We start from the raw sequence: 22,706 nt of genomic DNA, 5'->3' as shown, positions 1-22,706 counted from the left end.
ATGACGATTAAAATTTTACCAGCTAGGCTGGCCAACCAGATAGCGGCAGGAGAGGTGGTCGAAAGGCCGGCCTCTGTTGTCAAAGAGTTGGTTGAGAATAGCCTAGACTCTGGTGCTACCCGAATTGATATTGATATCGAAAAAGGGGGCGCTAAGCTCATCCGAGTTCGTGATAATGGCAAAGGGATCGCGAAAGAGGAGCTTGGGCTTGCGTTGAGTCGTCATGCGACATCTAAGATACATAGCTTAGATGATTTAGAAGCCATTATGAGCTTGGGGTTCCGCGGTGAGGCACTCGCGAGTATCAGTTCTGTTGCTCGCCTGACATTAACCTCGCGCCCTGCGGCTCAGGAGGAAGCGTGGAGCGCGTATTCTGAAGGCCGTGATATGCAGGTAAAGTTGCAACCAGCTGCCCATCCCATTGGAACCACAGTTGAAGTACTGGACTTGTTCTTCAATACGCCTGCTCGTCGTAAATTCCTTCGTACTGAGAAAACTGAATTCGCTCATATTGATGAGCTATTGAAACGGATTGCGCTGAGTCGTTTTGACATCACCATTAATGTTCGTCACAACGGAAAAGTTGTTCGCCAATATCGCGCCGCGAAAAATCAGCTCCAAACTGAAAAGCGGCTTGCCGCCGTATGTGGTCATGCGTTTGTACGCAATATGCTGAGAATCGAGCTGGAACATCAAGGGCTAAAATTGTTGGGATGGATTACCACTCCCGATGGCGCAAGGCAACAAAGTGACCTTCAGTATTGTTACGTGAATGGTCGTATGATGCGTGACAAACTAATCAATCACGCGATTCGCCAAAGCTATGAAACCAGCTTAGAACCAAACCAGTTTGCCGCGTACGTTTTATATATTGAGCTCGATCCGCATCAAGTGGACGTCAATGTTCACCCAGCTAAGCACGAAGTTCGTTTTCACCAAGGCCGATTGGTTCACGACTTTATTTATCAGGCCTTGGCAGATGCACTCGCGCAAGGTTCGGTGATCGATAAGCCGTATGTGAATGAGTCTGCATTTCATCATACACAGACCAGTCAAGACGCAGAGCATTCTCATCGCGTTGAACTCAACCCCAACGAAGGTTCGCATTCCTCTGTGCATGTCAGAGGGGAAAACTCATTGGAATCCGTTCCTGAGCGAGTTTACCAAGCGATTGACCAATCTCCTGCTTATCCTGGCCGAAGTGATTATGAGTCTAAGCCACGCGAAGAGTCTTCTTCTGAATTTTCCGTGCGAGAAGCTAAATCGTCGGACATACCTGAGCGTTCAAACTGGATAGAATCGAAGCGATCGGCGAGACCGACGCAACATAAAGAGCGTCATGCGGAGCCAGCACCGAGTAAGCAAGAAGTCCGCGCCTATCATGAGCTACTGGAAACACCAGAGTTTGGGCCTGAAGCAGCGCCAAAATCGATCATCACAACACCGAGTAAAGGGACGTCTTTACCTGAGGTGACGACGTTGGGCAAAGCATTATCTGTCGTAAACGAGCAGTTTTTGCTGATGAGTTGCGACAGCGGTGTGGCACTTGTTTCGTTGGCACGAGCGGAATTTTATCGAATGAAAGGGCAGTTAACGCCATCGGAAGATGGATTAAAATCGCAACCTTTGTTGGTGCCATTGTCAATGAAGCTAGACGCAGAAATGGTTAAATTCGCTCAGGATTATCAACAGGATTTTGCCCACTTGGGGATTCAACTTAAACCCCGAAATGACAAAGCTCTGATGGTGATGGGGGTACCAGCGCCACTGAGACAACAAAACTTACAAAATTTGTTACCAGATCTGCTATCGTACACCCTATCTTATACAGAGAGAGCGGTGACGACAGAGCAGATGTTGCTTCAATGGGGTGATTGGCTTGCAATGCAGGTCGCAACAGTTAAGAGCCGCTACACTCTCTCTGAAGCCATTCAAATTATTGCGGAACTTGAACAGCTGAGAAATGGTCAATTGCCATTAGACGATAACACATTTGTGTCGGCTGTTGATTTCTCCGCCACGATAGCCAATTTAACACCATGACAGATAAACGACCTCTGGCGCTTTTTTTAATGGGGCCAACCGCATCAGGTAAAACAGAACTTGCGATTCGACTTCGTCAAAAGTTTCCAGTGGAAATCATCAGTGTGGATTCAGCATTGATTTATAAAGGGATGGATATTGGAACCGCGAAGCCAGATGATAAAGAACAGAGCTTAGCACCTCATCGCTTGATCGACATTTTGGATCCCAGTGAATCTTATTCTGCGGCAGACTTTCGTCGAGACGCACTGCAGGAAATGGAAGCGATTGTTGCTGAGGGGAAAATTCCATTATTGGTCGGTGGAACGATGCTCTATTACAAGGCTTTACTTGAAGGGTTGTCGCCTTTACCTGCCGCAAACCCTGAAATTCGTCAGCAAATTGAACAAGAAGCATTGACTAAGGGTTGGTCAGTGTTGCACGATGAACTTAAACAACTTGATCCTGTCTCTGCAGCGAGAATACATCCCAATGATCCTCAACGTTTATCGCGGGCATTGGAGGTGTTTCGTATTTCAGGTAAGACACTAACTGAGTTGACTCAAACCAAAGGTGAGAGCCTGCCGTATCGAGTCAAACAGTTTGCAATAGCTCCCAAGGAAAGGGCAGAGCTTCACCGTCGAATTGAGTTGCGCTTCGAAAAGATGATGGAGTCAGGTTTTGAAGATGAAATGAACGTGTTATATGCACGTGAGGATCTTCACCCTGATTTACCGTCGATACGTTGTGTCGGCTACAGACAGATGTGGGAGTACTTAGACGGGGAGTGTACACGCGAAGAAGCCGTATTTCGTGGTATATGTGCTACTCGTCAATTAGCCAAGCGTCAAATCACCTGGTTACGCAGCTGGGATGACTTAACTTGGTTGGATAGCGAGAACATTGAACAAGCGTTCGAAACCATGTCAGAAGCCATAGCATCTGATTGAGTTAGCTGTGTATAATGTGATCGTTTTTGCGTAATCGCGCTCTTTAAGGACCAGTAGTTAGCGTTTTTTATACTATGCTTGCTAATTACTTAGAGTGCATTTTGATTCGTTTAGCTCAGATGCAAAAGCAGTACTTTTTTTTGCATTGCACCACTAGCTAAATAATTACAACAACAAATTAAATAAGGAAAATAAAATGGCTAAGGGGCAATCTCTACAAGACCCATTTCTAAACGCGCTTCGTCGTGAGCGTATCCCGGTATCCATTTACTTGGTTAACGGTATCAAGTTGCAAGGTCAAATCGAGTCATTCGATCAATTTGTTATCTTGCTGAAGAACACTGTCAACCAAATGGTTTACAAGCATGCGATCTCTACGGTTGTTCCGGCTCGTCCAGTGAGCCATCACAGTGGTGAGCGTACCCAAGGCGATCGCCCACAAGAGAAATCAGAAGATTAATTCTTCATTAAATATTTATAAAATAAGGAGTTGATTGCTTGTTTGACCGTTATGAATCCGGTGAGCGAGCCGTACTTGTTCATATCAACTTCACGCAAGAAGGTGAGTGGGAAGATCTGGCCGAATTTGAAATGCTGGTCTCCTCCGCCGGGGTTGAGGCGCTACAGGTCATTACCGGTAGTCGTCAATCCCCGCACCCGAAATACTATGTCGGAGAGGGTAAAGCTCAAGAAATTGCGACTGCTGTGCAATCGACTGAAGCTGAAATTGTGATTTTTAATCACTCCCTCTCTCCTGCCCAAGAACGCAACCTCGAAGCGCTGTGCCAATGTCGAGTTCTCGACCGCACTGGTCTTATTCTCGATATCTTCGCTCAACGAGCTCGAACACACGAAGGTAAGCTACAGGTAGAGCTGGCTCAACTTCGTCATCTGTCAACTCGTTTGATTCGTGGTTGGACGCACCTTGAAAGGCAGAAAGGGGGAATTGGTTTACGTGGCCCGGGTGAAACCCAGCTCGAAACCGACCGTCGTTTATTGCGTGACAGAATAAAAGCGATACTGCGCCGCTTAGATAAAGTGGCTAAGCAGCGTGAACAAGGGCGTCGTGCCCGAAACCGAGCTGAAATTCCAACAGTTTCACTCGTGGGTTACACCAACGCGGGTAAGTCGACACTCTTTAACCGTATAACAGAAGCTGGGGTCTATGCCGCAGATCAACTTTTTGCAACGTTGGATCCTACACTACGTAAGATCGAGTTGTCCGATGTTGGACCTGCCATACTTGCAGATACGGTTGGATTTATTCGACATTTACCACATGATTTGGTTGCTGCTTTCAAAGCGACCTTGCAAGAAACGCAAGAAGCTGACATTTTGTTACATGTTGTTGATGCCAGTGATGAGCGTTTTCGTGAGAATATTCAAGCTGTTCATGAAGTACTAGAAGAGATCGATGCTCACGAAGTGCCGACTCTGGTGGTCATGAACAAAATCGACAACCTAGATTCGCAGAATCCGCGTATAGAGCGAGACGAGGAAGGCGTACCTCGAGCGGTTTGGGTCTCTGCAATGGATGGATTGGGCATTGAGCTCCTATTTGACGCGCTGACCGAACGTCTTGCGTCACAAATGGTTGAGTATCAGTTGTGCATTCCACCACAGTATCAAGGTCGATTCCGTAGTACATTCTTCCAAATGAAATGTATTCAACGTGAAGACTATGATCAGGACGGTAACTTGTTGATCGATGTTCGAATGCAACAAGTCGACTGGTTTAGACTTGAGAAAAGAGAAGGGGCAGTTTTGACTGACTTTATAGTCACTTAAATGACTGCTACAGTATAACGTCATATCAAATGATGGAGCTTTCTAATGGCGTGGAATGAGCCTGGAAATAACAACGGCAACAATGGCCGCGATAATGACCCTTGGGGTAATAATAATCGTGGTGGCCAGCGTCCTGGTGGCCGAGATCAAGGTCCACCAGATTTAGATGAAGTGTTCAATAAGCTGAGTCAAAAGCTGGGTGGCAAGTTTGGTAAAAAAGGCGGCGGTGGTTCTCCGGTCGGTAACGGTGGTGCAATTGGCTTTGGTGTCATTGCTCTGATTGCTGTTGCCGTATGGTTCTTCGCTGGTTTTTACACCATCGGTGAAGCAGAACGTGGGGTTGTACTGCGTTTAGGTAAATACGATCGCATTGTAGACCCAGGTCTGAACTGGCGCCCTCGTTTTATTGATGAATACGAAGCGGTCAACGTTCAAGCGATTCGTTCACTGCGTGCGTCTGGTCTTATGCTGACCAAAGACGAAAACGTCGTCACTGTAGGAATGGATGTTCAATACCGTGTTACTGACCCGTACAAATACTTGTATCGTGTCACCAACGCAGATGATAGTTTGCGTCAGGCAACGGATTCTGCGTTACGTGCAGTCATTGGTGACTCACTGATGGATAGTATCCTGACCAGTGGCCGTCAACAAATTCGTCAAACTACCCAAGAAACATTGAACCAAATCATTGATAGCTATGATATGGGGCTTGTGCTTGTTGATGTGAACTTCCAGTCTGCACGTCCACCAGAGCAAGTGAAAGATGCGTTTGATGATGCGATTGCAGCTCGAGAGGATGAAGAGCGTTTCATTCGTGAAGCAGAAGCATATAAAAACGAGATTTTGCCAAAAGCAACGGGTCGTGCTGAACGTCTGAAGAAAGAAGCACAAGGTTACAGCGAACGTGTGACTAACGAAGCACTTGGTCAGGTAGCTCAGTTTGAACAACTATTACCAGAATACCAAGCTGCGCCTGGTGTAACTCGTGACCGTCTGTATATTGACGCGATGGAAGAAGTCTATTCCAACACTTCCAAAGTGCTGATTGACTCTGATTCAAATGGTAGTCTGCTTTACCTACCAATCGATAAACTGGTGGGTCAAGAAGGTCAAACAGATACGAAACGTAAATCAAAGTCATCCTCAACTTACGATCACATTCAACTTGAATCTGAGCGTACAGACGAGGACACCTCTGACTCATCGTCTCGTTCAACAAGTTCACGCCAAGGGAGATACTAAGAATGCGTAAGTTAATGATCCCTGTATTGGTTATCGCACTGGCATTGATGCTGATGTCATTGTTTGTGATTCCCGAAGGTGAGCGCGGTATCGTAGTTCGATTTGGTCGTGTTCTTAAAGACAATAATGACATTACTCGTATTTACGAGCCGGGTCTGCACTTCAAAATGCCAATGTTTGATCGCGTGAAGAAACTTGATGCTCGCATTCAAACAATGGATGGTCGAGCTGACCGTTTCGTTACGTCTGAGAAAAAAGACGTCATCATTGATACCTATGTAAAGTGGCGTATTGAAGACTTTGGTCTTTACTATCTGGCTACCGGTGGTGGTAATTCGCTAACCGCAGAAGCGCTTCTTGAACGTAAAGTGACCGACGTGTTGCGTTCTGAAATCGGTGCTCGTGAAATCAAGCAAATCGTTTCAGGCCCACGTAATAACGATGTGTTACCAGAAGATGCAAGCAGTGAAGAAGTCACTACAGAAGCCGCGCGTGAGGCGTTGGAAATCGATGGTGAGCGTGACGTAATCATGTCTAACGTGTTGACAGACACTCGCCAAAGCGCAATGAAAGACTTGGGTGTTCGCGTGGTTGATTTCCGTATGAAGAAAATCAACTTACCAGATGAGATCAGTGAATCTATCTACCGCCGTATGCGTGCTGAGCGTGAGTCGGTTGCTCGTAAACACCGTTCTCAAGGTCGTGAAAAAGCAGAAGTTATTCGCGCACAAGCGGAACTTGAAGTGGCAACGATTCTGGCTGAAGCAGATAAAACCGCTCGTGTCACACGAGGTGAAGCGGATGCAAAAGCTGCGAAGGTATACGCGCAAGCTTACAACAAGGAGCCTGAGTTCTTCAGTTTCCTACGTTCGCTAAGAGCGTATGAGAAATCATTCAGCTCTAAGAGTGACATTCTTGTGCTTGATCCGAAGAGTGATTTCTTCCAGTACATGAATCACTCTAAAGGTACAACAGCGAAATAAGCTGACTGTATTTGATGAACAAAAGGCTCCTGATGGAGCCTTTTTTGTATCAGGATGTTTTTGTATTAACTCATCATAAAGGCAATAACAGCCCCTGCGACGACCAGGCATCCACCAATACGGCGAAGCTGATTATTTGGCTGTTCGCTCAATTGTGCCACCATATTTCGCCAGCGATTAGGGGCAATGAGAGGGCCGATACCTTCTACAATTAAAACCAGCCCAATAGCCAGCCAGAGAGAGTCAGACATAACGTTTCCAATCGGATTTAGAAAGCCAAATATTATCAATGGTATGCTGGATGCGAAAAGCACCAATGCAGTTAATCTCACATTATTGTGAACAAAAAATGACTGCAAGAATCGCTATTCGGTGCTAGAATCCCTTTTTAACTAGCAATCAGACTTGGAAAGATGGGAAATAACGTAGTCGTTCTAGGCACCCAATGGGGTGACGAAGGTAAAGGTAAAATCGTAGACCTTTTAACTGAAGATGCAAAGTACGTGGTGCGCTACCAAGGCGGTCACAATGCAGGTCACACTCTCGTAATTGACGGTGAAAAAACCGTTCTTCACTTAATTCCATCAGGTATCCTTCGCGATAACGTAAAATGTGTTATCGGTAATGGTGTCGTATTATCACCTGAAGCTTTACTTAAAGAAATGAAGCCTCTTGAAGAGCGCGGAATCCCAGTACGCGAACGTCTTTTCATTTCTGAAGCATGTCCTCTAATTCTTCCATACCATATTGCTCTGGACCAAGCGCGTGAAATCGCACGTGGTAAAAAAGCAATTGGTACTACCGGTCGTGGTATCGGTCCTGCGTATGAAGACAAAGTTGCGCGTCGCGGTCTACGCGTTGGCGATCTCTTTGATATGGAATCGTTCGCAGAGAAGCTAAAAGAAGTCATGGAATTCCATAACTTCCAGCTTGTAAACTTCTACAAAGTAGAACCAGTGAGCTACGAAGCTGTGCTTGAAGAAGCAAAAGGTTACGCTGAGCTTCTAACTTCAATGGTCATCGACGTGACTGACGAGCTAGACTCTGCGCGTAAGCGTGGCGACAAGATCATGTTTGAAGGTGCTCAAGGTACGTTACTGGATATCGATCACGGTACTTACCCATACGTAACGTCTTCTAACACCACTGCTGGTGGTGTTGCGGCTGGTTCTGGTTTTGGTCCTCGTCACATCGGCTACATCCTAGGCATCGCGAAAGCTTACTGTACTCGTGTTGGTTCTGGTCCTTTCCCGACTGAACTTTACGATGGTCTAGAAAAGCAAGATCCAGTAGGTAAGCATCTAGGCACGAAAGGTCACGAGTTTGGTGCAACAACTGGTCGTCTACGTCGTACCGGTTGGTTTGATGCAGTTGCTATGCGTCGTGCAATCCAAATCAACTCTATCTCAGGTTTCTGTCTAACTAAACTAGACGTACTCGACGGCCTAGAAGAGCTAAAAATCTGTACTGGTTACAAGATGAAAGATGGCTCTGTACTAGAAGTTTCGCCAATGGCTGCTGAAGCATTTGAACAAGCAACGCCAATCTACGAAACAATGCCAGGCTGGTCTGAGAACACGTTCGGTGCGAAGTCAATCGAAGAGCTACCAACAGCAGCGCTAGATTACATCAAACGTATCGAAGAACTAACGGGCGTGCCTGTAGACATTATTTCTACTGGCCCAGACCGTAACGAGACTATCATTAAGGTTCACCCATTCGAATCTTAATTGATACGTAAAAACGAGCTCGAGATTATGAAAGCCGACCTAAGGGTCGGCTTTTTTGTGTCTGAAGAGTGGGTGGTCGCGTAGCATGCTAAAGTAGAAAAACTATAGTGGAACCTACCGCTCAATGTGGCAATGTCTTGCCGCTTAATGGAAGAAGAGGCAAAAACTGTCTAAAGCTTGACGAGTATTTGCCGATAAGTGTATCAAGCAGAGAGATCCTTAAGTGATCTTTGGTTTGTTAGATACCTTGAAGAGTGCATTTATGAAGTTACGAACAGTGGCTGCTTCACTGTTACTGATACTGACCGCGACGACAACCAAGGCCAATGTTGCTGATGTCGGTGCGCCAGTACCTATTTATTCTGAAGCAGAACTGATAAAGCTGATTGAACAAAATAAACACCTGCAGCGTGTGCGTGCTGATAACTGCCAGTTGGTCGAGGACATTATTGCTCGTGCGACCCGAATCAACCTGCCTGCTTATGAATTTTTGTATGGCGATATGCTCGCGTGGGGAGTGTGCGTACCACAAGACGTAGAGCTCGGGCTGTACTACATGGAAAACGCTGCGCATCAAGGTCTGCCAGCTGCACTGGAGCAAATAGGTCGCTATTATTCTCGCGGCACTTTGGTGCAACAAGATAAAGAGCGTGCCATTCCTTACCTGAGAGAAGCTGCTTCTATGGGGAACCTAAATGCGCGAATTCACCTTGCGGAGTTACTCCTGCGTGACTATGGCAGCCCGCTGGATTACGAAGATGCTTATCGCTGGTTATATAACTCTGTTACCGCTGATCAACGAAAACACAAACGGATCGCGGTGCTTAGAAATGGTCTAGAGCAGCGCATGCCGCAGAACATTATTGCACGCGCCAAACGACGCGATACCTTCTGGTAACCACTAGGATCTGTTGACGTTTCGCTGTTACTCTTCACTGATGACTTCATGCAGCAAAGCCCACATTGAGTGGGCTTTGCTGTTTTTGGGGAGTCGATAGTTGATGTTAAATGACTTTATGTGGGCCAAAGCATTCATAATGGAATTGCGCTTGCGGGACACCTAATTCAATTAACTGTTTGGCGATGTGCTGCATAAAGCCCACTGGGCCACAAAAGTACACTTGTACATTATCTTGTTTCAGGGCCGTTTCAATTTCATGTAGATCGACAAAGCCCGTAAAGTGGAAATCTTCACCGATTTTGTCTTGTGTGGTTGGCCGGTTGTACCAAACCAGCGCGTTCATGTTTTCTTTGGTCGCTACAAGTTGGCTGACATGTTGTTTAAACGCATGTTGTTGACCATTTTCCGTCGCGTGAACCCAAGTCACAGGCGCCTGATGGTCAGTTAAAGTCTCAAGCATAGAAAGTGTCGGTGTTAAACCAACACCCGCTGAAATAAGCACGACCGGTGTCTTTGCATCAACCTCCATAAAGAAATCACCTGCAGGTGCTGCGAGTTTTACTTTATCACCGACATTGAGTTTATCATGCAGGTAACTGGAGACGATGCCGTCTTGTTCGCGTTTAACCGAGATACGATAGGTGTCTTCTTGTATGGCTGAAGATAAGCTGTATTGACGGATCTCTTGGTTATCCAAACTATCGCTGTTGATGTAGATACCTAGATACTGCCCGGGTTTATAGGAAGAGACTGTGCCACCATCTGTTGGCTTGAATACAAAACTGCAGATGTGTGAACTCTCTGGTTGTTTCTCAATGAGTTCAAACTCACGCAGCCCACGCCAACCGCCTTCTAACGCTTTATTCTCTTGGTAGATTTGTTCTTCGCGTTGAATAAAGACGTTCGCTAATACGCCGTAAGCTTCAGCCCAGGCATCCAACACTTCTTGCCCCGGGTTAAACAGCTCATCGATGGTTGCAAGCAGGTGTTGACCTACGATTTGGTATTGTTCTGACGTGATTAAAAAGCTGGTGTGTTTGTGGGCGACTTTTTCTACCGCACCAAGCAGAGCAGGTAGGTTCTCGATGTTTGCAGCATACGCACAGATTGCATTGAACAGTGCTTCGCGCTGATCACCATTGCGCTGATTACTCATATTGAAAATATCTTTCAGTTCAGGGTTGTGGCTGAACATACGCTCATAAAAGTGTGCCGTCAGTTTCGGTCCCGTTTGTGCGATGAGCGGTGCGGTAGCTTGGACGATTTCAATGGTTTGCTTGCTGAGCATAGAGGCTTCCTATTTTATTGGGTGTTGTATTTTAAGTTGCATTTTTAATGCATGTTTAAAGTTGTATCTCAAATGTATCTTTCATTCAAGAAAAGATTTACACTTTTGCTATTACAGAGGATAGCAATATGCAGTTAACTAGCTTCACAGATTACGCGTTGAGGACCCTAATCTACTTAGCCTCACTGCCAAAGGACGAATTGACCAACATAACGGAAGTGACGGATTTATTTGGTGTATCTCGTAACCATATGGTTAAAGTCATCAACCGCTTAGGACAGTTAGGTTACATACAAACCGTGCGCGGAAAAAACGGCGGGATCCGTTTAATGAAGCCTGCATCTGAGATCACGGTTGGAGGGGTTGTTCGTGATTTGGAACCGTTAGAGCTGGTGAACTGCAGTGCAGACTTTTGTCATATCACTCCGGCGTGTCGATTAAAGGATAAGCTTGCCAAAGCCAAAAGTGCTTTTCTTGCTGAGCTTGATGATTGCACCATTGATGAGTTGCTCCGGGGCAATTCAGAGCTTTTGATCTTACTGGCTCGCCCATAACTCCCGCCACTCGTGTCGTTACGCATTTTTCAAAGCATTTCTGTAGGTTATCGAGAGAGTCAGATATACTAACTGTATACCTTCCTTGCTAGATAGGCGTGCCTATGTCAGACAATATGCCAAATGATCCGTTTGCGGATCGTGAGTCCCAAAATTACGAAAACCCAATTCCAAGCCGAGAGTTCATTCTTGAATTCCTTGGCAAGTCCGGTGCACCAATGAATCGCAACGACTTGTTCGAAGCACTTAAGCTCGAGGGCGAAGAGCAGTATGAAGGATTGCGTCGTCGTTTGCGTGCAATGGAGCGTGATGGGCAGTTGGTGTTTACTCGCCGCCAGTGCTACGCACTACCTGAAAAGCTAGAAATGGTGAAAGGGTATGTCATTGGTCATAAAGATGGTCATGGCTGGGTACGACCAGAAGGCAGCGTGGGTAAGGATAATGATATTGTACTGCCGCACCATCAGATGAAGAACATCATTCATGGTGATTTCGTACTGGTTCAGCCAACGGATAACAGCAAGCGAGGCCGTCGTGAAGGTCGCTTAGTACGCGTTCTTGAAGAGCGCAATAACCAAATCGTCGGACGTTTCTTCCTTGAGTACGGTTATTCGTATGTCGTCCCTGACGATTCACGGATCTGCCAAGATATTCTTATTCCAAATGAGCACAAAGCGGGTGCTCGTATGGGCAATGTCGTCGTGATAGAAATCACCGATCGTGGTTCACGTACGCGCGGCATGATGGGTAAGGTTGTGGAAGTTCTGGGCGAAAATATGGCGCCGGGCATGGAAACGCAAATCGCGATCCGCACCCACCAAATTCCACATGAGTGGCCCGATGCGGTGATTAAACAAGTGGCCGACTTGTCTGAAGAGGTGCCTGAAGAAGCGAAAGTCGGCCGTGTTGACTTGCGTGACTTACCGTTGGTGACAATTGATGGCGAAGACGCACGTGACTTTGATGATGCAGTCTTCTGTGAGAAGAAGAAAAGCGGAGGTTGGCGTTTATGGGTCGCGATAGCGGACGTCAGCTACTACGTGCGTCCCGACTCGGCTCTGGATAAAGAGGCGATTATTCGTGGTAACTCGGTGTATTTCCCGTCTCAGGTGGTACCAATGTTACCTGAGGTATTGTCTAACGGTTTGTGTTCGCTGAACCCACAGGTTGATCGCTTATGTATGGTATGTGAGATGACCATCTCTGACACAGGCAAACTATCGGGCTATAAGCATTACGAAGCGGTAATGAATTCGCATGCGCGTCTGACTTACACCAAAGTACATCATATCTTGGAAGGTGACGAAGAGTTGCACGAGCGTTACAGCGAGTTGGTTCCGCACCTAGAAGAGTTGCATCGCATGTACAAAGTGCTTAAAGGGGCGCGCGAACAACGGGGTGCGATTGAATTCGAAACCGTTGAAACCAAGTTCATCTTTAATGCTGAACGCAAGATTGACAGAATTGAACCGCTGGAGCGTAACGATGCGCACAAGCTGATTGAAGAATGTATGATCTTGGCTAATATCGCATCGGCTTCGCTGGTGGAAAAAGCAAAAGAACCGGCACTGTACCGTATCCATGAAACACCGGGCGAAGAACGTCTGATGGGCTTCCGAGATTTCCTGAGTGAGCTTGGTTTGGAGCTGGGTGGCGGACTGGAACCATCACCAACTGATTATGCAAACCTGATGCGACAAGTCGGAGAACGGCCGGATCAGGAGTTGATTCAGACCATGTTATTGCGTTCGATGAAACAAGCGGTGTACAACGCCGATAACGCGGGTCACTTTGGTTTGGCACTGCAGCGCTATGCTCACTTCACCTCTCCAATTCGTCGTTATCCAGACTTGTTGTTGCACCGAGCCATCAAGTATCTGATCGCCAAAAACGAAGGCCGAAACCAAGATCGTTGGACACCAACGGGTGGATACCATTATTCATTTGATGATATGGACTTCTACGGTGAGCAGTGCTCAATGACAGAGCGCCGAGCTGATGATGCGACCCGTGATGTTGCAGACTGGTTGAAGTGTGAGTATATGCAAGACCACGTCGGAGACGAACTAGATGGTGTGATTGCTAATGTGACCGGGTTTGGTTTCTTTGTTCGTTTGACCGAGCTGCACATCGATGGCCTAGTGCATATTTCGACCTTAGCCAATGATTACTACCAATTTGATCCAATAGGTCAAAGACTTATCGGGGAAAGTTTCGGCAACATCTATCGCTTGGGTGATGCGGTGAAAGTGAAAGTATTGGCCGTTAACCTCGACGACAAGCAAATTGACTTTGAATTGATCGAAACAAGTCGTAAGCTACGCGGCGAAGGAAAAACCGCGAAGAAGAGAGCAGCAGAAGCGAAACGCAAAGCCAAAGAGAAAAAGCGCTCAGCGACGCGATCGTCATCAAATGAGAATGGTGCTCAGCGTGCTATTCCTGCGATAGAACCAACCAAGCGACCTGAAGAAACAGAGGCTGGCACGAAGAAAAGTGACCCAAAGCGCGGTTCTAACAATGGTGGAACGGACGGCAAAAAGAAGCCGAAAGTGAGAAAAGCCAGTAAGAAAAAACCACACAGTAAGCCAAAGAAAACTCAGCGCTCTAAACGAGACGTGGAGTAAAGCTGAAAGCCAACCTGAGTAGAGTTAGGTTGGTATAACCGGAACGACAGGTTAAATAATGAGTAACGAATTTCTTTACGGTATTCATGCCGTGAAAGCGGTATTAGAACGTGAACCAGAGCGTTTTGTCGAAGCGTATGTATTGAAAGGACGCCAAGATGACCGCTTAATGCCAATCCTGAATGATTTGCAGGTGTGTGGCGTATCGATTCAGCAAATGACGCGTAAAACCTTGGATGACAAGGCGAGTGGCGCGAATCACCAAGGGATCATCGCCCGAGTCAAACCTGCGAAACAGCTGAATGAAAATGACATCGATGACATTTTGGCGCAGCATGAAGCACCACTGTTATTAGTGCTGGATGGGGTAACGGATCCACACAACCTGGGTGCTTGCTTACGTAATGCAGACGCCGCAGGTGCTGCTGCGATCATCGTACCTAAAGATCGTTCTGCAGCCATGAATGCAACCGTGAGTAAGGTCGCGTGTGGCGCAGCCGAAGTGGTGCCTTTGATCCGAGTGACCAACCTTGCGCGCACGATGCGTTCACTGCAAGAGCAAGGCATATGGTTCGTTGGTACTGCCGGTGAAGCGACTCACGATATCTACCAGGCAAAACTGACCGGTCCTCTGGCTATCGTTATGGGAGCAGAAGGTGACGGCATGCGCCGCTTGACGCGCGAAACCTGTGATGATTTGATCAAAATCCCGATGGCAGGTAGTGTATCCAGCTTAAACGTATCGGTTGCCTCTGGCATCTGCTTGTTTGAAGCAGTACGTCAACGGCTTGCTTCAAAATAGCGTTAAAGCAAAATTTGCATTAAATAATCATCAAATAAAGGTCTGTGATAATGACCAAAACTCAGGATGGGCAACCATCCTTTGTTATTTTAGCTCATGCGTAGGGAAGTTATGACTCAACAATCTATAAAATTCATCGTCTTTGATCTGGATGGAACGTTACTTGATAGTGTGCCAGATTTAGCCGTTGCCGCAGACCAAGCCGTTCAAGCTCTGGGTTTCCCTCCAGTCTCTGAAGAGCAGGTTCGTGATTATGTGGGTAATGGTGCGGATGTATTGATCAGCCGTTCATTGAGCCAAAGTCTAACCATCAACCCGGAGCTAAGCGACGAACTACGAGCACAAGCCAGGATCCTGTTTGATGACTATTACGAGCAAAGCGGTCATAAACTGAGTCACCTTTATCCAACGGTAAAAGAAACGCTGGAGGAGCTATATCAAGCAGGGTTTACGCTCGCTATCGTAACCAACAAGCCCTCGAAGTTTGTGCCTGATATATTAGAACAGCATGGCATCGCAAAGTACTTTGTCGATGTATTAGGTGGCGATGCTTTCCCAGAGAAAAAACCGAATCCAGTCGCGCTAAACTGGCTAATGGAAAAACATAAGGTGCAACCAAGCCAGATGCTGATGGTGGGTGACTCGAAAAACGATATTCTTGCAGCGAAAAATGCTGGAGTGGCGTCTTTCGGTTTGACCTACGGTTATAACCACGGAGAGCCTATTTCGGCATCAAACCCGGACATTGTCGCCGACCGTTTGTCGGAATTATTGGAAGTCGTCGCTGTTTCTGCGTAACGGTGACAAAAGATCTTTCAAAATACTCGCTAATGAGTACACTGAAGAGCCGTGCGCTTATCGCCGCACGGTTTTTATTTAATTAGATTAAAGAAGTCAAAGGAATCATTCTAATGAGCAAACCCATTGTATTGAGTGGTGTTCAACCGTCAGGTGAACTAAGTATCGGTAATTACTTGGGTGCTCTACGTCAATGGCACCAGATGCAAGACGACTATGATTGCCAATATTGTGTGGTAGACCTTCATGCGGTGACGGTTCGTCAGGACCCCAAAGCGCTGCATGAAGCGACCCTAGACGCACTAGCAATTTGTCTCGCTGTAGGTGTTGATCCGAAGAAGAGCACGCTATTTGTTCAGTCACATGTCCCAGAGCATGCTCAACTTGGTTGGCTTCTTAACTGTTATACGCAAATGGGCGAGCTGAGCCGTATGACTCAGTTCAAGGATAAATCCGCCCGTTATGCGAACGATGTGAATGTTGGTCTGTTTGACTATCCGGTATTGATGGCCGCTGATATTTTGCTTTATGGTGCAAATCAAGTGCCTGTTGGTAGCGATCAGAAGCAGCACCTAGAGTTAGCGCGCGACATCGCAACGCGCTTCAATAACATCTACTCGCCAGAAAGCCCAATCTTCACCGTGCCAGAACCGTACATTCCGACTGTTAACGCGCGCGTGATGAGCCTACAAGACGCGACGAAGAAAATGTCGAAGTCAGATGACAATCGCAAGAACGTTATTACGCTGCTTGAAGAACCAAAATCGATCCTTAAGAAGATCAATAAGGCGCAAACCGACACGGAAACGCCACCGAGCATTCGTCATGATATCGAGAATAAAGCGGGCATTGCCAACCTGATGGGGCTTTATTCTGCGGCAACCGGTTTGAGCTTTGAAGAAATTGAAGCGAAGTATCAGGGTGTCGAAATGTACGGCCCATTCAAGAAAGACGTGGGTGAAGCGGTTGTAGCCATGCTAGAGCCTATTCAGGCTGAGTACCACCGCATTCGAGCTGACCGAGCTTACATGGATGAAGTGATGCAGCAAGGTGCAGAAAAAGCGTCAGCTCGCGCTGCTGAAACTCTGAAAAAAGCCTACGCAGCAGTAGGTTTTGTCGCTCGTCCGTAAGCGGTAATCAAATGTGAATATCAAAGCCCCATACCTTGGGGCTTTTTTATTGCGCAAAAGCTTGCCTTTCTGGTTTGGTGTTGCAAAATACCGCCTTTAGTTATCACTCAGCTTCGTTGATAACGTCATGCCAGAATGGATTGGGGGTAGCTGAAACCTTATGTTGTTAATCATCGATAATTACGATTCTTTTACTTACAACCTTTATCAATACTTTTGTGAGTTGGGCGCGGATGTAAAAGTTGTGCGTAATGATGAAATCGATATTCAAGGCATCGAAGCCTTGAATCCAACTCATCTTGTCATCTCTCCTGGTCCGTGTACGCCGAATGAAGCGGGCGTTTCCCTAGAAGCGATTGAGCATTTTGCTGGGAAACTGCCCATTCTTGGGGTTTGTTTAGGTCATCAAGCGATTGCACAAGTGTTTGGCGCACAAGTCGTACGTGCTCGACAAGTGATGCATGGTAAGACCTCCCCGATCCGTCATACTGGGCGTAGTGTGTTTAAAAATCTTGCCAACCCACTGACCGTGACTCGCTACCATTCCCTCGTGGTGAAGAATGGTACCTTGCCGGATGTTTTTGAGCTGACGGCTTGGACGGAGCTACCCGATGGCAGTATGGATGAAATTATGGGTTATCAACATAAGACCCTACCAATTGATGCGGTACAATTCCATCCAGAATCAATTAAGACCGAGCAAGGGCATGAGTTGCTTGCCAATTTTCTTGCGCGTAAATGATCTGATCCTGATCACTTTTTTTAACAAATTATTCATTTTTAGACCCCGTCGCTAGAATGCAAGAATATGCGAGCGATTGTTCTCGGTGGGGATGCTAAAACTCCTCCTCTTTCCCTGCTCCTTGTCTTACATCAGTTTTACAAAAAACGACTTCTGTAATTTTTCTTCTTGATGCATAAATAATCATGTACAGTGACTAATAGTGGTTGATGTGGAATGCAAAAAGAATAAATCACTATTGAAATAGTTAATTAAATGTAAATACAATGCTGTATCGGCTTAAATGCAAAACATTATTTGCTAGAGGGTAGGGCTCTAAGTTCACTTATCTGTAAAGCCAGCGGTATCAAGAAGGAAAGTGCAATGACAATGGAAAACAAAGTAGAACGAGGCCTATTCGATGAGGTAATGGTGCCTTGTTATAACCCAATGGAAATGATCCCAGTGAAAGGCAAAGGTTCGCGAGTTTGGGATCAGGACGGCAAGGAATACATTGACTTTGCGGGTGGGATTGCAGTGAGTTGCCTTGGTCATTGTCACCCAGTTATGGTCGATGCGCTGACCGAGCAAGCCAATAATTTATGGCACTTGAGCAATGTCATGACAAATGAACCTGCCTTGCGTTTGGCGAAGTTATTAACTGAGCTCTGTTTTGCCGAACGTGTGTTCTTTGCTAATTCGGGCGCAGAAGCGAACGAAGCCGCACTGAAACTGGCGCGCCGTTATGCCGCTGATGTTTATGGTCCAGAAAAGTCTGAAATCATTGCTTTTAAACAAGGCTTCCATGGCCGTACTTTCTTCACGGTTACGGTAGGTGGACAAGAAGCTTATTCTGATGGTTTTGGTCCTAAACCTGGTAATGTCACACACCTGCCGTACAACGACATCGAAGCGTTGCAGCAGCAAATTTCAGATAAGACTTGTGCCGTTATGATGGAACCGTTGCAAGGTGAGGGAGGCATCGTGCCACCAACGCCAGAGTTTGCTCAAGCGGTGCGCGAGTTGTGTGATAAGCATAATGCGCTACTGATTTTCGATGAAGTACAGACTGGTAATGGTCGTACTGGCCACTTTTATGCCTACCAAGGTTTAGGTATTACGCCTGATATCCTGAGCACGGCTAAATCACTAGGCGGCGGCTTCCCAATCGGTGCCATGCTGACAACCGCGAAATTGGCGGAACACCTTAAAGTGGGGACGCATGGCTCAACTTATGGCGGTAACCCACTCGCTTGTGCGGTCGCTGAAGCGGTAGTCAACGAAGTCACTAAGCCGGAAGTATTGGCTGGCGTATTAGAGCGCGAGGCGATGTTCCGAGAAGGCCTTGAGAAGATCAATGCTAAATACAACCTCTTCTCTGAAGTGCGTGGTAAAGGACTATTACTAGGCGCGGCACTTAATGAAGAATGGCAAGGTCGTGCTCGTGACATTTTGGTCGCGTCTGGTAAGCAAGGTCTCATGATATTAATTGCAGGTGCGAATGTTGTCCGTTTCACCCCGTCACTCGTTATTACACACCAAGAAATCGAAGAAGGCTTAGCCAAACTGGATAAAGCGATTGCGTCTTTAATTTAAACGCGACACGCCGATTTCCCCCATCAGAGACCTCTGATGGGGGCTCTGTTCCTACGCTACTGTTAGGATCTTCTTGCATCTGGAGGGAATATTGATGCTAGTTGTTCGCCCTATTGCAATGTCTGATTATGAATCACTGCACACTTGTGCGGTTGAGTCTGGTCATGGATTTACATCACTGCCGGTTAACGAAGAACTGTTAACCAATCGAATCAAACACTCAGAGTACAGTTTTCACAAACCGGACGTAACGGAAGCTGGTGATGAAGGTTACCTGATGGTCGGCTTTGACTCCGAGACGGGGGAAGTCGCAGGTACCACCGGCATCGAAGCATCGATTGGCTGGGATGTTCCATTTTACTCATACCATATCAGTAAAGTTGTCCATTCTTCACCGAAACTCGGTGTTAATAATGTCGTTAAGCTTTTGACCTTTGGCAACAATTTCACTGGCAGCAGCGAAATCTGTACGTTGTTTTTACGTGAGAAGTTCCGCGGTGGCTTGAATGGTCGCTTGATGTCAAAGTGCCGCTTTTTGATGATGGCGGAACATCCAGAGCGTTTTTCGCAAACCATCTTTGCTGAGATGCGTGGTGTGTCAGATGAAAATGGTAATTCACCATTCTGGCAATGGCTACAGGAACACTTCTTCTCGATTGACTTTACACTAGCGGATTATTTGACAGGGATTGGCAATAAAGGGTTTATCGCTGACTTAATGCCTAAATTGCCAATATATATCAATCTCTTAAGTCCAGAGGCTCAAGCTGTGATTGGCAAAGTTCACGATAATACTCGCCCAGCTTTAAAGTTGTTAGAGCGTGAGGGATTTACCAATCGCGGCTATGTCGATATTTTCGATGCGGGTCCGACGGTGGAATGTGATTTGCGTAATATTGAGTCTGTGCGTGAATCGTTTAGAGCCAAAGTAAAAGTGGCTGAGCATGACAGCATGCAAGATTACTTGATGTGCAACTCATCCTTTGAGAATTTCCGTGCTGCGGCAGCAAAAGCCTCGTACGACTCAGAAACGCAAACGGTTATTCTGGCACCAGAACTTGCGGACGCGCTATTGGTTGAGGAAGGGGACTTTGTGCGCCTTCTGGCTCAATAACAGATGACAGAATGTAGGAAGAAAACAATGACACATTGGATTGCAGGTGAATGGGTAGAAGGACTTGGGGAAGCATTAACGTCTCTGTCTCCTTATGATCAACAAGTGATTTGGCAAGGAAAGGGGGCGACAGCAGAGCAAGTTAATCAAGCAGTCGCTGCTGCCCGTGCTGCTTTTGTTGACTGGAAAAATCGCCCTTTTACTGAACGTGAAGCGATAGTGTTGGCGTTTGCCGAAAAGGTAAAAGAAAACAGTGAGCAGATAGCAGAAGTGATCGCTAAAGAAACGGGAAAGCCTATTTGGGAAACTCGTACAGAAGCTGCGGCGATGGCTGGCAAAATTGCTATCTCAATTCGTGCCTACCATGAACGCACCGGAGAAGCGACGCGTGAAGCGGCTGGCAACCAAATCGTTTTACGTCATCGACCTCTGGGTGTGATGGCGGTGTTTGGCCCGTATAACTTCCCGGGGCACTTGCCAAATGGTCATATTGTTCCGGCACTGTTAGCGGGTAATACCGTGGTATTTAAGCCGTCTGAACAAACGCCTTGGACGGGTGAGTTGGCCATGAAACTATGGGAAGCGGCTGGCTTACCGAAGGGGGTGATCAACCTAGTGCAAGGGGCCAAAGAGACTGGTATCGCACTTGCTGATGCAAAAGGCATCGACGGCGTATTATTCACAGGTAGTGCCAATACGGGCCATATCCTACATCGTCAGTTTGCGGGTCAACCGGATAAAATGCTTGCCCTCGAAATGGGGGGCAATAACCCGATGGTCATTTCAGAAAAGTACGGTGACTTAGACGCGACGGTGTATACCATCATCCAGTCTGCTTTTATTAGTGCAGGACAACGATGTACCTGTGCTCGCCGCTTATATGTACCAAAGGGGGAGAAAGGGGATGCGTTGATTGCCAAGTTAGTCACTACAACCCAATCGATTCGTGTCGATCAGCCCTTTGCTGAGCCTGCCCCGTTTATGGGACCGCAGATTTCTCTTGCAGCAGCGAAATTTATCCTCGACGCACAAGCCAATCTACAATCGTTAGGTGGGGAAAGCTTGGTCGAAGCGAAGGCTGCTCAAGCCGCGTTTGTGACTCCGGGCATCATTGATGTGACGAATATCGCTGAACTTCCCGATGAAGAGTACTTTGGTCCTTTACTTCAGGTGGTGCGCTACGAAGGACTCGAAAAAGCGGTGGCGTTGGCCAATGATACCCGCTTTGGTTTATCTGCTGGCCTTGTTTCTACTGATGACCAAGAATGGGAATACTTCGTTGATCATATCCGCGCTGGTATCGTCAACCGTAACCGCCAATTGACGGGCGCCAGCGGTGACGCACCATTTGGTGGTCCGGGAGCGTCAGGTAACCTTCGTCCAAGTGCTTACTATGCAGCGGATTATTGTGCCTACCCAATGGCCTCGATGGAAGGCCAAGAAACGGTATTGCCAGCGGCATTGAGTCCTGGTGTTAGCCTATCGTGACAAGACTGGACTGCTCGACCATTATTCTGGACGGCCCTAGGGCTGTGGACGAGCAGTCATCTTATCGTTGAACCCATGCATTTCGTAACAAGGAGCGGTTATGACGCCCGATGTATTATTCAAATCATTATGGCAAGACTATATTCAGCGCCTTTGTCCTTCAGCAGCTAAAGTCCATCAGCTGCTTCAGGAAGATGAGCCATTAATTAATGATCATATTGCACTGCGTACTTTTAATGTTGCCCCTCTTGGTATTGAAACGCTCGCAAAGCCGTTTTTAGCGGTAGGGTATAAAGCGTGTGGTGACTACGTATTTGAAAGCAAAAAACTGATCGCTAAGCACTACGAGCATCCGGATCCGAAGCTGCCAAAAGTTTTTATCAGTGAACTCAAAGTCGAAGAGTGTTCTGCAGCACTGCAAACCATCGTGGCGAAGATAGTGGCACAAGTGAATCAGAGTCAGCTTGCGGGGCACGAGTTTTTATATGCTGGACGTTTGTGGGAGCTCAGTTTTGCTGATTTTCAGACTTTAGCTAAGGAGAGCGAATACGCCTCTTGGTTGGCTGCTCACGGTTATGGCGCCAATCATTTCACGGTGAGTGTCAACCAGTTAAGTCAGTTTGATGAGGTGAAACAAGTGAATGATCATCTTCGTCAGGCGGGTTTTGTGATTAACGAGTCTGGCGGAGAGGTGAAAGGGTCACCTGAGGTTCTGCTTGAGCAATCGTCAACGATGGCGGACAGAGTCACCGTGATGTTCACCGAAGGAACAGAGAACATCCCTGGCGGATTTTATGAGTTTGCTAAGCGGTATCCAATGGAAAACGGTGACCTCTACCCTGGATTTGTGGCGGCATCAGCGGATAAAATCTTTGAAAGTACGAACCGTTAATTTTACCGTCTGCATTGCCTATACCACATCTGGGTAGTCACTCTGTATCTGTGTCGTAAATACAACAAAAGCCACCAATG

The 22,706-nt window shown here is 46.8% G+C and carries 20 protein-coding genes; 18 read left to right on the top strand and 2 right to left on the bottom strand.

The genetic code is table 11. The features are described from left to right. The 6 genes from mutL to hflC all read left to right on the top strand — a co-directional run bounded on the left by mutL (position 1) and on the right by hflC (position 6,988). A complete protein-coding gene (gene mutL / locus ONE56_RS12320) occupies positions 1-2,043 on the top strand; it encodes a DNA mismatch repair endonuclease MutL (protein ID WP_423839948.1) in 2,043 nt (680 codons plus the stop codon). Continuing rightward, positions 2,040-2,972 carry a tRNA (adenosine(37)-N6)-dimethylallyltransferase MiaA gene (miaA, locus tag ONE56_RS12315; RefSeq protein WP_041154996.1) on the top strand — a complete coding sequence of 311 codons (933 nt, stop codon included), beginning with the start codon at positions 2,040-2,042 and terminating at the stop codon, positions 2,970-2,972. Before mutL ends, miaA begins: the two co-directional genes overlap by 4 nt. A gap of 196 nt (positions 2,973-3,168) precedes the next feature. Continuing rightward, entirely contained in the window at positions 3,169-3,432 is a 264-nt protein-coding gene (gene hfq / locus ONE56_RS12310) for an RNA chaperone Hfq (RefSeq protein WP_014233206.1), read from the top strand. Positions 3,433-3,470: 38 nt separating this feature from the next. After that, positions 3,471-4,760: a ribosome rescue GTPase HflX gene (hflX, locus tag ONE56_RS12305; protein WP_331438926.1), complete on the top strand. Its 1,290-nt coding sequence runs from the start codon at positions 3,471-3,473 to the stop codon at positions 4,758-4,760. A 45-nt stretch (positions 4,761-4,805) separates the two neighbouring features. Beyond that, positions 4,806-6,005 (top strand): FtsH protease activity modulator HflK, encoded by a 1,200-nt coding sequence (hflK, locus tag ONE56_RS12300; RefSeq protein ID WP_041154998.1) that lies wholly within the window; start codon positions 4,806-4,808, stop codon positions 6,003-6,005. A 2-nt stretch (positions 6,006-6,007) separates the two neighbouring features. After that, positions 6,008-6,988, top strand: coding sequence for a protease modulator HflC (gene hflC, locus ONE56_RS12295; RefSeq protein ID WP_041154999.1), 981 nt, complete (start codon positions 6,008-6,010; stop codon positions 6,986-6,988). Between the two features lie 65 nt (positions 6,989-7,053). Here hflC and ONE56_RS12290 read toward each other — a convergent pair whose 3' ends face one another. Then, positions 7,054-7,239 (bottom strand): DUF2065 domain-containing protein, encoded by a 186-nt coding sequence (locus tag ONE56_RS12290; RefSeq protein WP_423839947.1) that lies wholly within the window; start codon positions 7,237-7,239, stop codon positions 7,054-7,056. A gap of 162 nt (positions 7,240-7,401) precedes the next feature. Here ONE56_RS12290 and ONE56_RS12285 point away from each other — a divergent pair, with 162 nt between their 5' ends. Beyond that, positions 7,402-8,718 (top strand): adenylosuccinate synthase, encoded by a 1,317-nt coding sequence (locus tag ONE56_RS12285; RefSeq protein ID WP_041155001.1) that lies wholly within the window; start codon positions 7,402-7,404, stop codon positions 8,716-8,718. Between the two features lie 262 nt (positions 8,719-8,980). Then, positions 8,981-9,616: a flagellar protein MotX gene (gene motX / locus ONE56_RS12280; protein WP_041155030.1), complete on the top strand. Its 636-nt coding sequence runs from the start codon at positions 8,981-8,983 to the stop codon at positions 9,614-9,616. 106 nt (positions 9,617-9,722) lie between these two features. Here the strand turns inward: motX and hmpA are convergent, their stop codons facing one another. Further along, a complete protein-coding gene (gene hmpA / locus ONE56_RS12275; RefSeq protein ID WP_423839946.1) occupies positions 9,723-10,907 on the bottom strand; it encodes an NO-inducible flavohemoprotein in 1,185 nt (394 codons plus the stop codon). A 128-nt stretch (positions 10,908-11,035) separates the two neighbouring features. On the opposite strand from hmpA, the gene nsrR reads away from it, so the two are divergent. The 10 genes from nsrR (at position 11,036) to ONE56_RS12225 (ending at position 22,626) form a co-directional block, all read left to right on the top strand. After that, the gene (gene nsrR / locus ONE56_RS12270; protein WP_041155003.1) at positions 11,036-11,461 is read left to right on the top strand and encodes a nitric oxide-sensing transcriptional repressor NsrR; all 426 of its coding nucleotides are present in this window, start codon (positions 11,036-11,038) and stop codon (positions 11,459-11,461) included. 104 nt (positions 11,462-11,565) lie between these two features. Then, positions 11,566-14,085, top strand: a complete 2,520-nt coding sequence (gene rnr, locus ONE56_RS12265) for a ribonuclease R (RefSeq protein ID WP_423839945.1) — start codon at positions 11,566-11,568, stop codon at positions 14,083-14,085. A 58-nt stretch (positions 14,086-14,143) separates the two neighbouring features. Then, on the top strand, positions 14,144-14,887 hold the full coding sequence (gene rlmB / locus ONE56_RS12260) for a 23S rRNA (guanosine(2251)-2'-O)-methyltransferase RlmB (protein WP_331438929.1): 744 nt from the start codon (positions 14,144-14,146) through the stop codon (positions 14,885-14,887). A 111-nt stretch (positions 14,888-14,998) separates the two neighbouring features. Then, positions 14,999-15,685 carry a phosphoglycolate phosphatase gene (locus tag ONE56_RS12255; protein WP_423839944.1) on the top strand — a complete coding sequence of 229 codons (687 nt, stop codon included), beginning with the start codon at positions 14,999-15,001 and terminating at the stop codon, positions 15,683-15,685. A gap of 113 nt (positions 15,686-15,798) precedes the next feature. Beyond that, a complete protein-coding gene (gene trpS, locus ONE56_RS12250; RefSeq protein WP_041155005.1) occupies positions 15,799-16,815 on the top strand; it encodes a tryptophan--tRNA ligase in 1,017 nt (338 codons plus the stop codon). Between the two features lie 160 nt (positions 16,816-16,975). Further along, the gene (locus ONE56_RS12245; RefSeq protein ID WP_331438932.1) at positions 16,976-17,557 is read left to right on the top strand and encodes an aminodeoxychorismate/anthranilate synthase component II; all 582 of its coding nucleotides are present in this window, start codon (positions 16,976-16,978) and stop codon (positions 17,555-17,557) included. 363 nt (positions 17,558-17,920) lie between these two features. Next, positions 17,921-19,132 carry an aspartate aminotransferase family protein gene (locus ONE56_RS12240; protein WP_041155006.1) on the top strand — a complete coding sequence of 404 codons (1,212 nt, stop codon included), beginning with the start codon at positions 17,921-17,923 and terminating at the stop codon, positions 19,130-19,132. Between the two features lie 94 nt (positions 19,133-19,226). Continuing rightward, positions 19,227-20,246 (top strand): arginine N-succinyltransferase, encoded by a 1,020-nt coding sequence (gene astA, locus ONE56_RS12235; RefSeq protein WP_423839943.1) that lies wholly within the window; start codon positions 19,227-19,229, stop codon positions 20,244-20,246. A 27-nt stretch (positions 20,247-20,273) separates the two neighbouring features. Beyond that, the gene (gene astD, locus ONE56_RS12230; RefSeq protein ID WP_423839942.1) at positions 20,274-21,734 is read left to right on the top strand and encodes a succinylglutamate-semialdehyde dehydrogenase; all 1,461 of its coding nucleotides are present in this window, start codon (positions 20,274-20,276) and stop codon (positions 21,732-21,734) included. 100 nt (positions 21,735-21,834) lie between these two features. Continuing rightward, positions 21,835-22,626 (top strand): DUF1338 domain-containing protein, encoded by a 792-nt coding sequence (locus ONE56_RS12225; RefSeq protein ID WP_423839941.1) that lies wholly within the window; start codon positions 21,835-21,837, stop codon positions 22,624-22,626. The last annotated feature ends 80 nt before the right edge of the window (positions 22,627-22,706 follow it).

The sequence above is a fragment of the Vibrio mytili genome (assembly GCF_049563345.1).
Lineage (GTDB): Bacteria > Pseudomonadota > Gammaproteobacteria > Enterobacterales > Vibrionaceae > Vibrio > Vibrio mytili.
The sequence above is the reverse complement of the archived record's forward strand: the minus strand, read 5'-3'. Positions and strand labels throughout refer to the sequence as shown.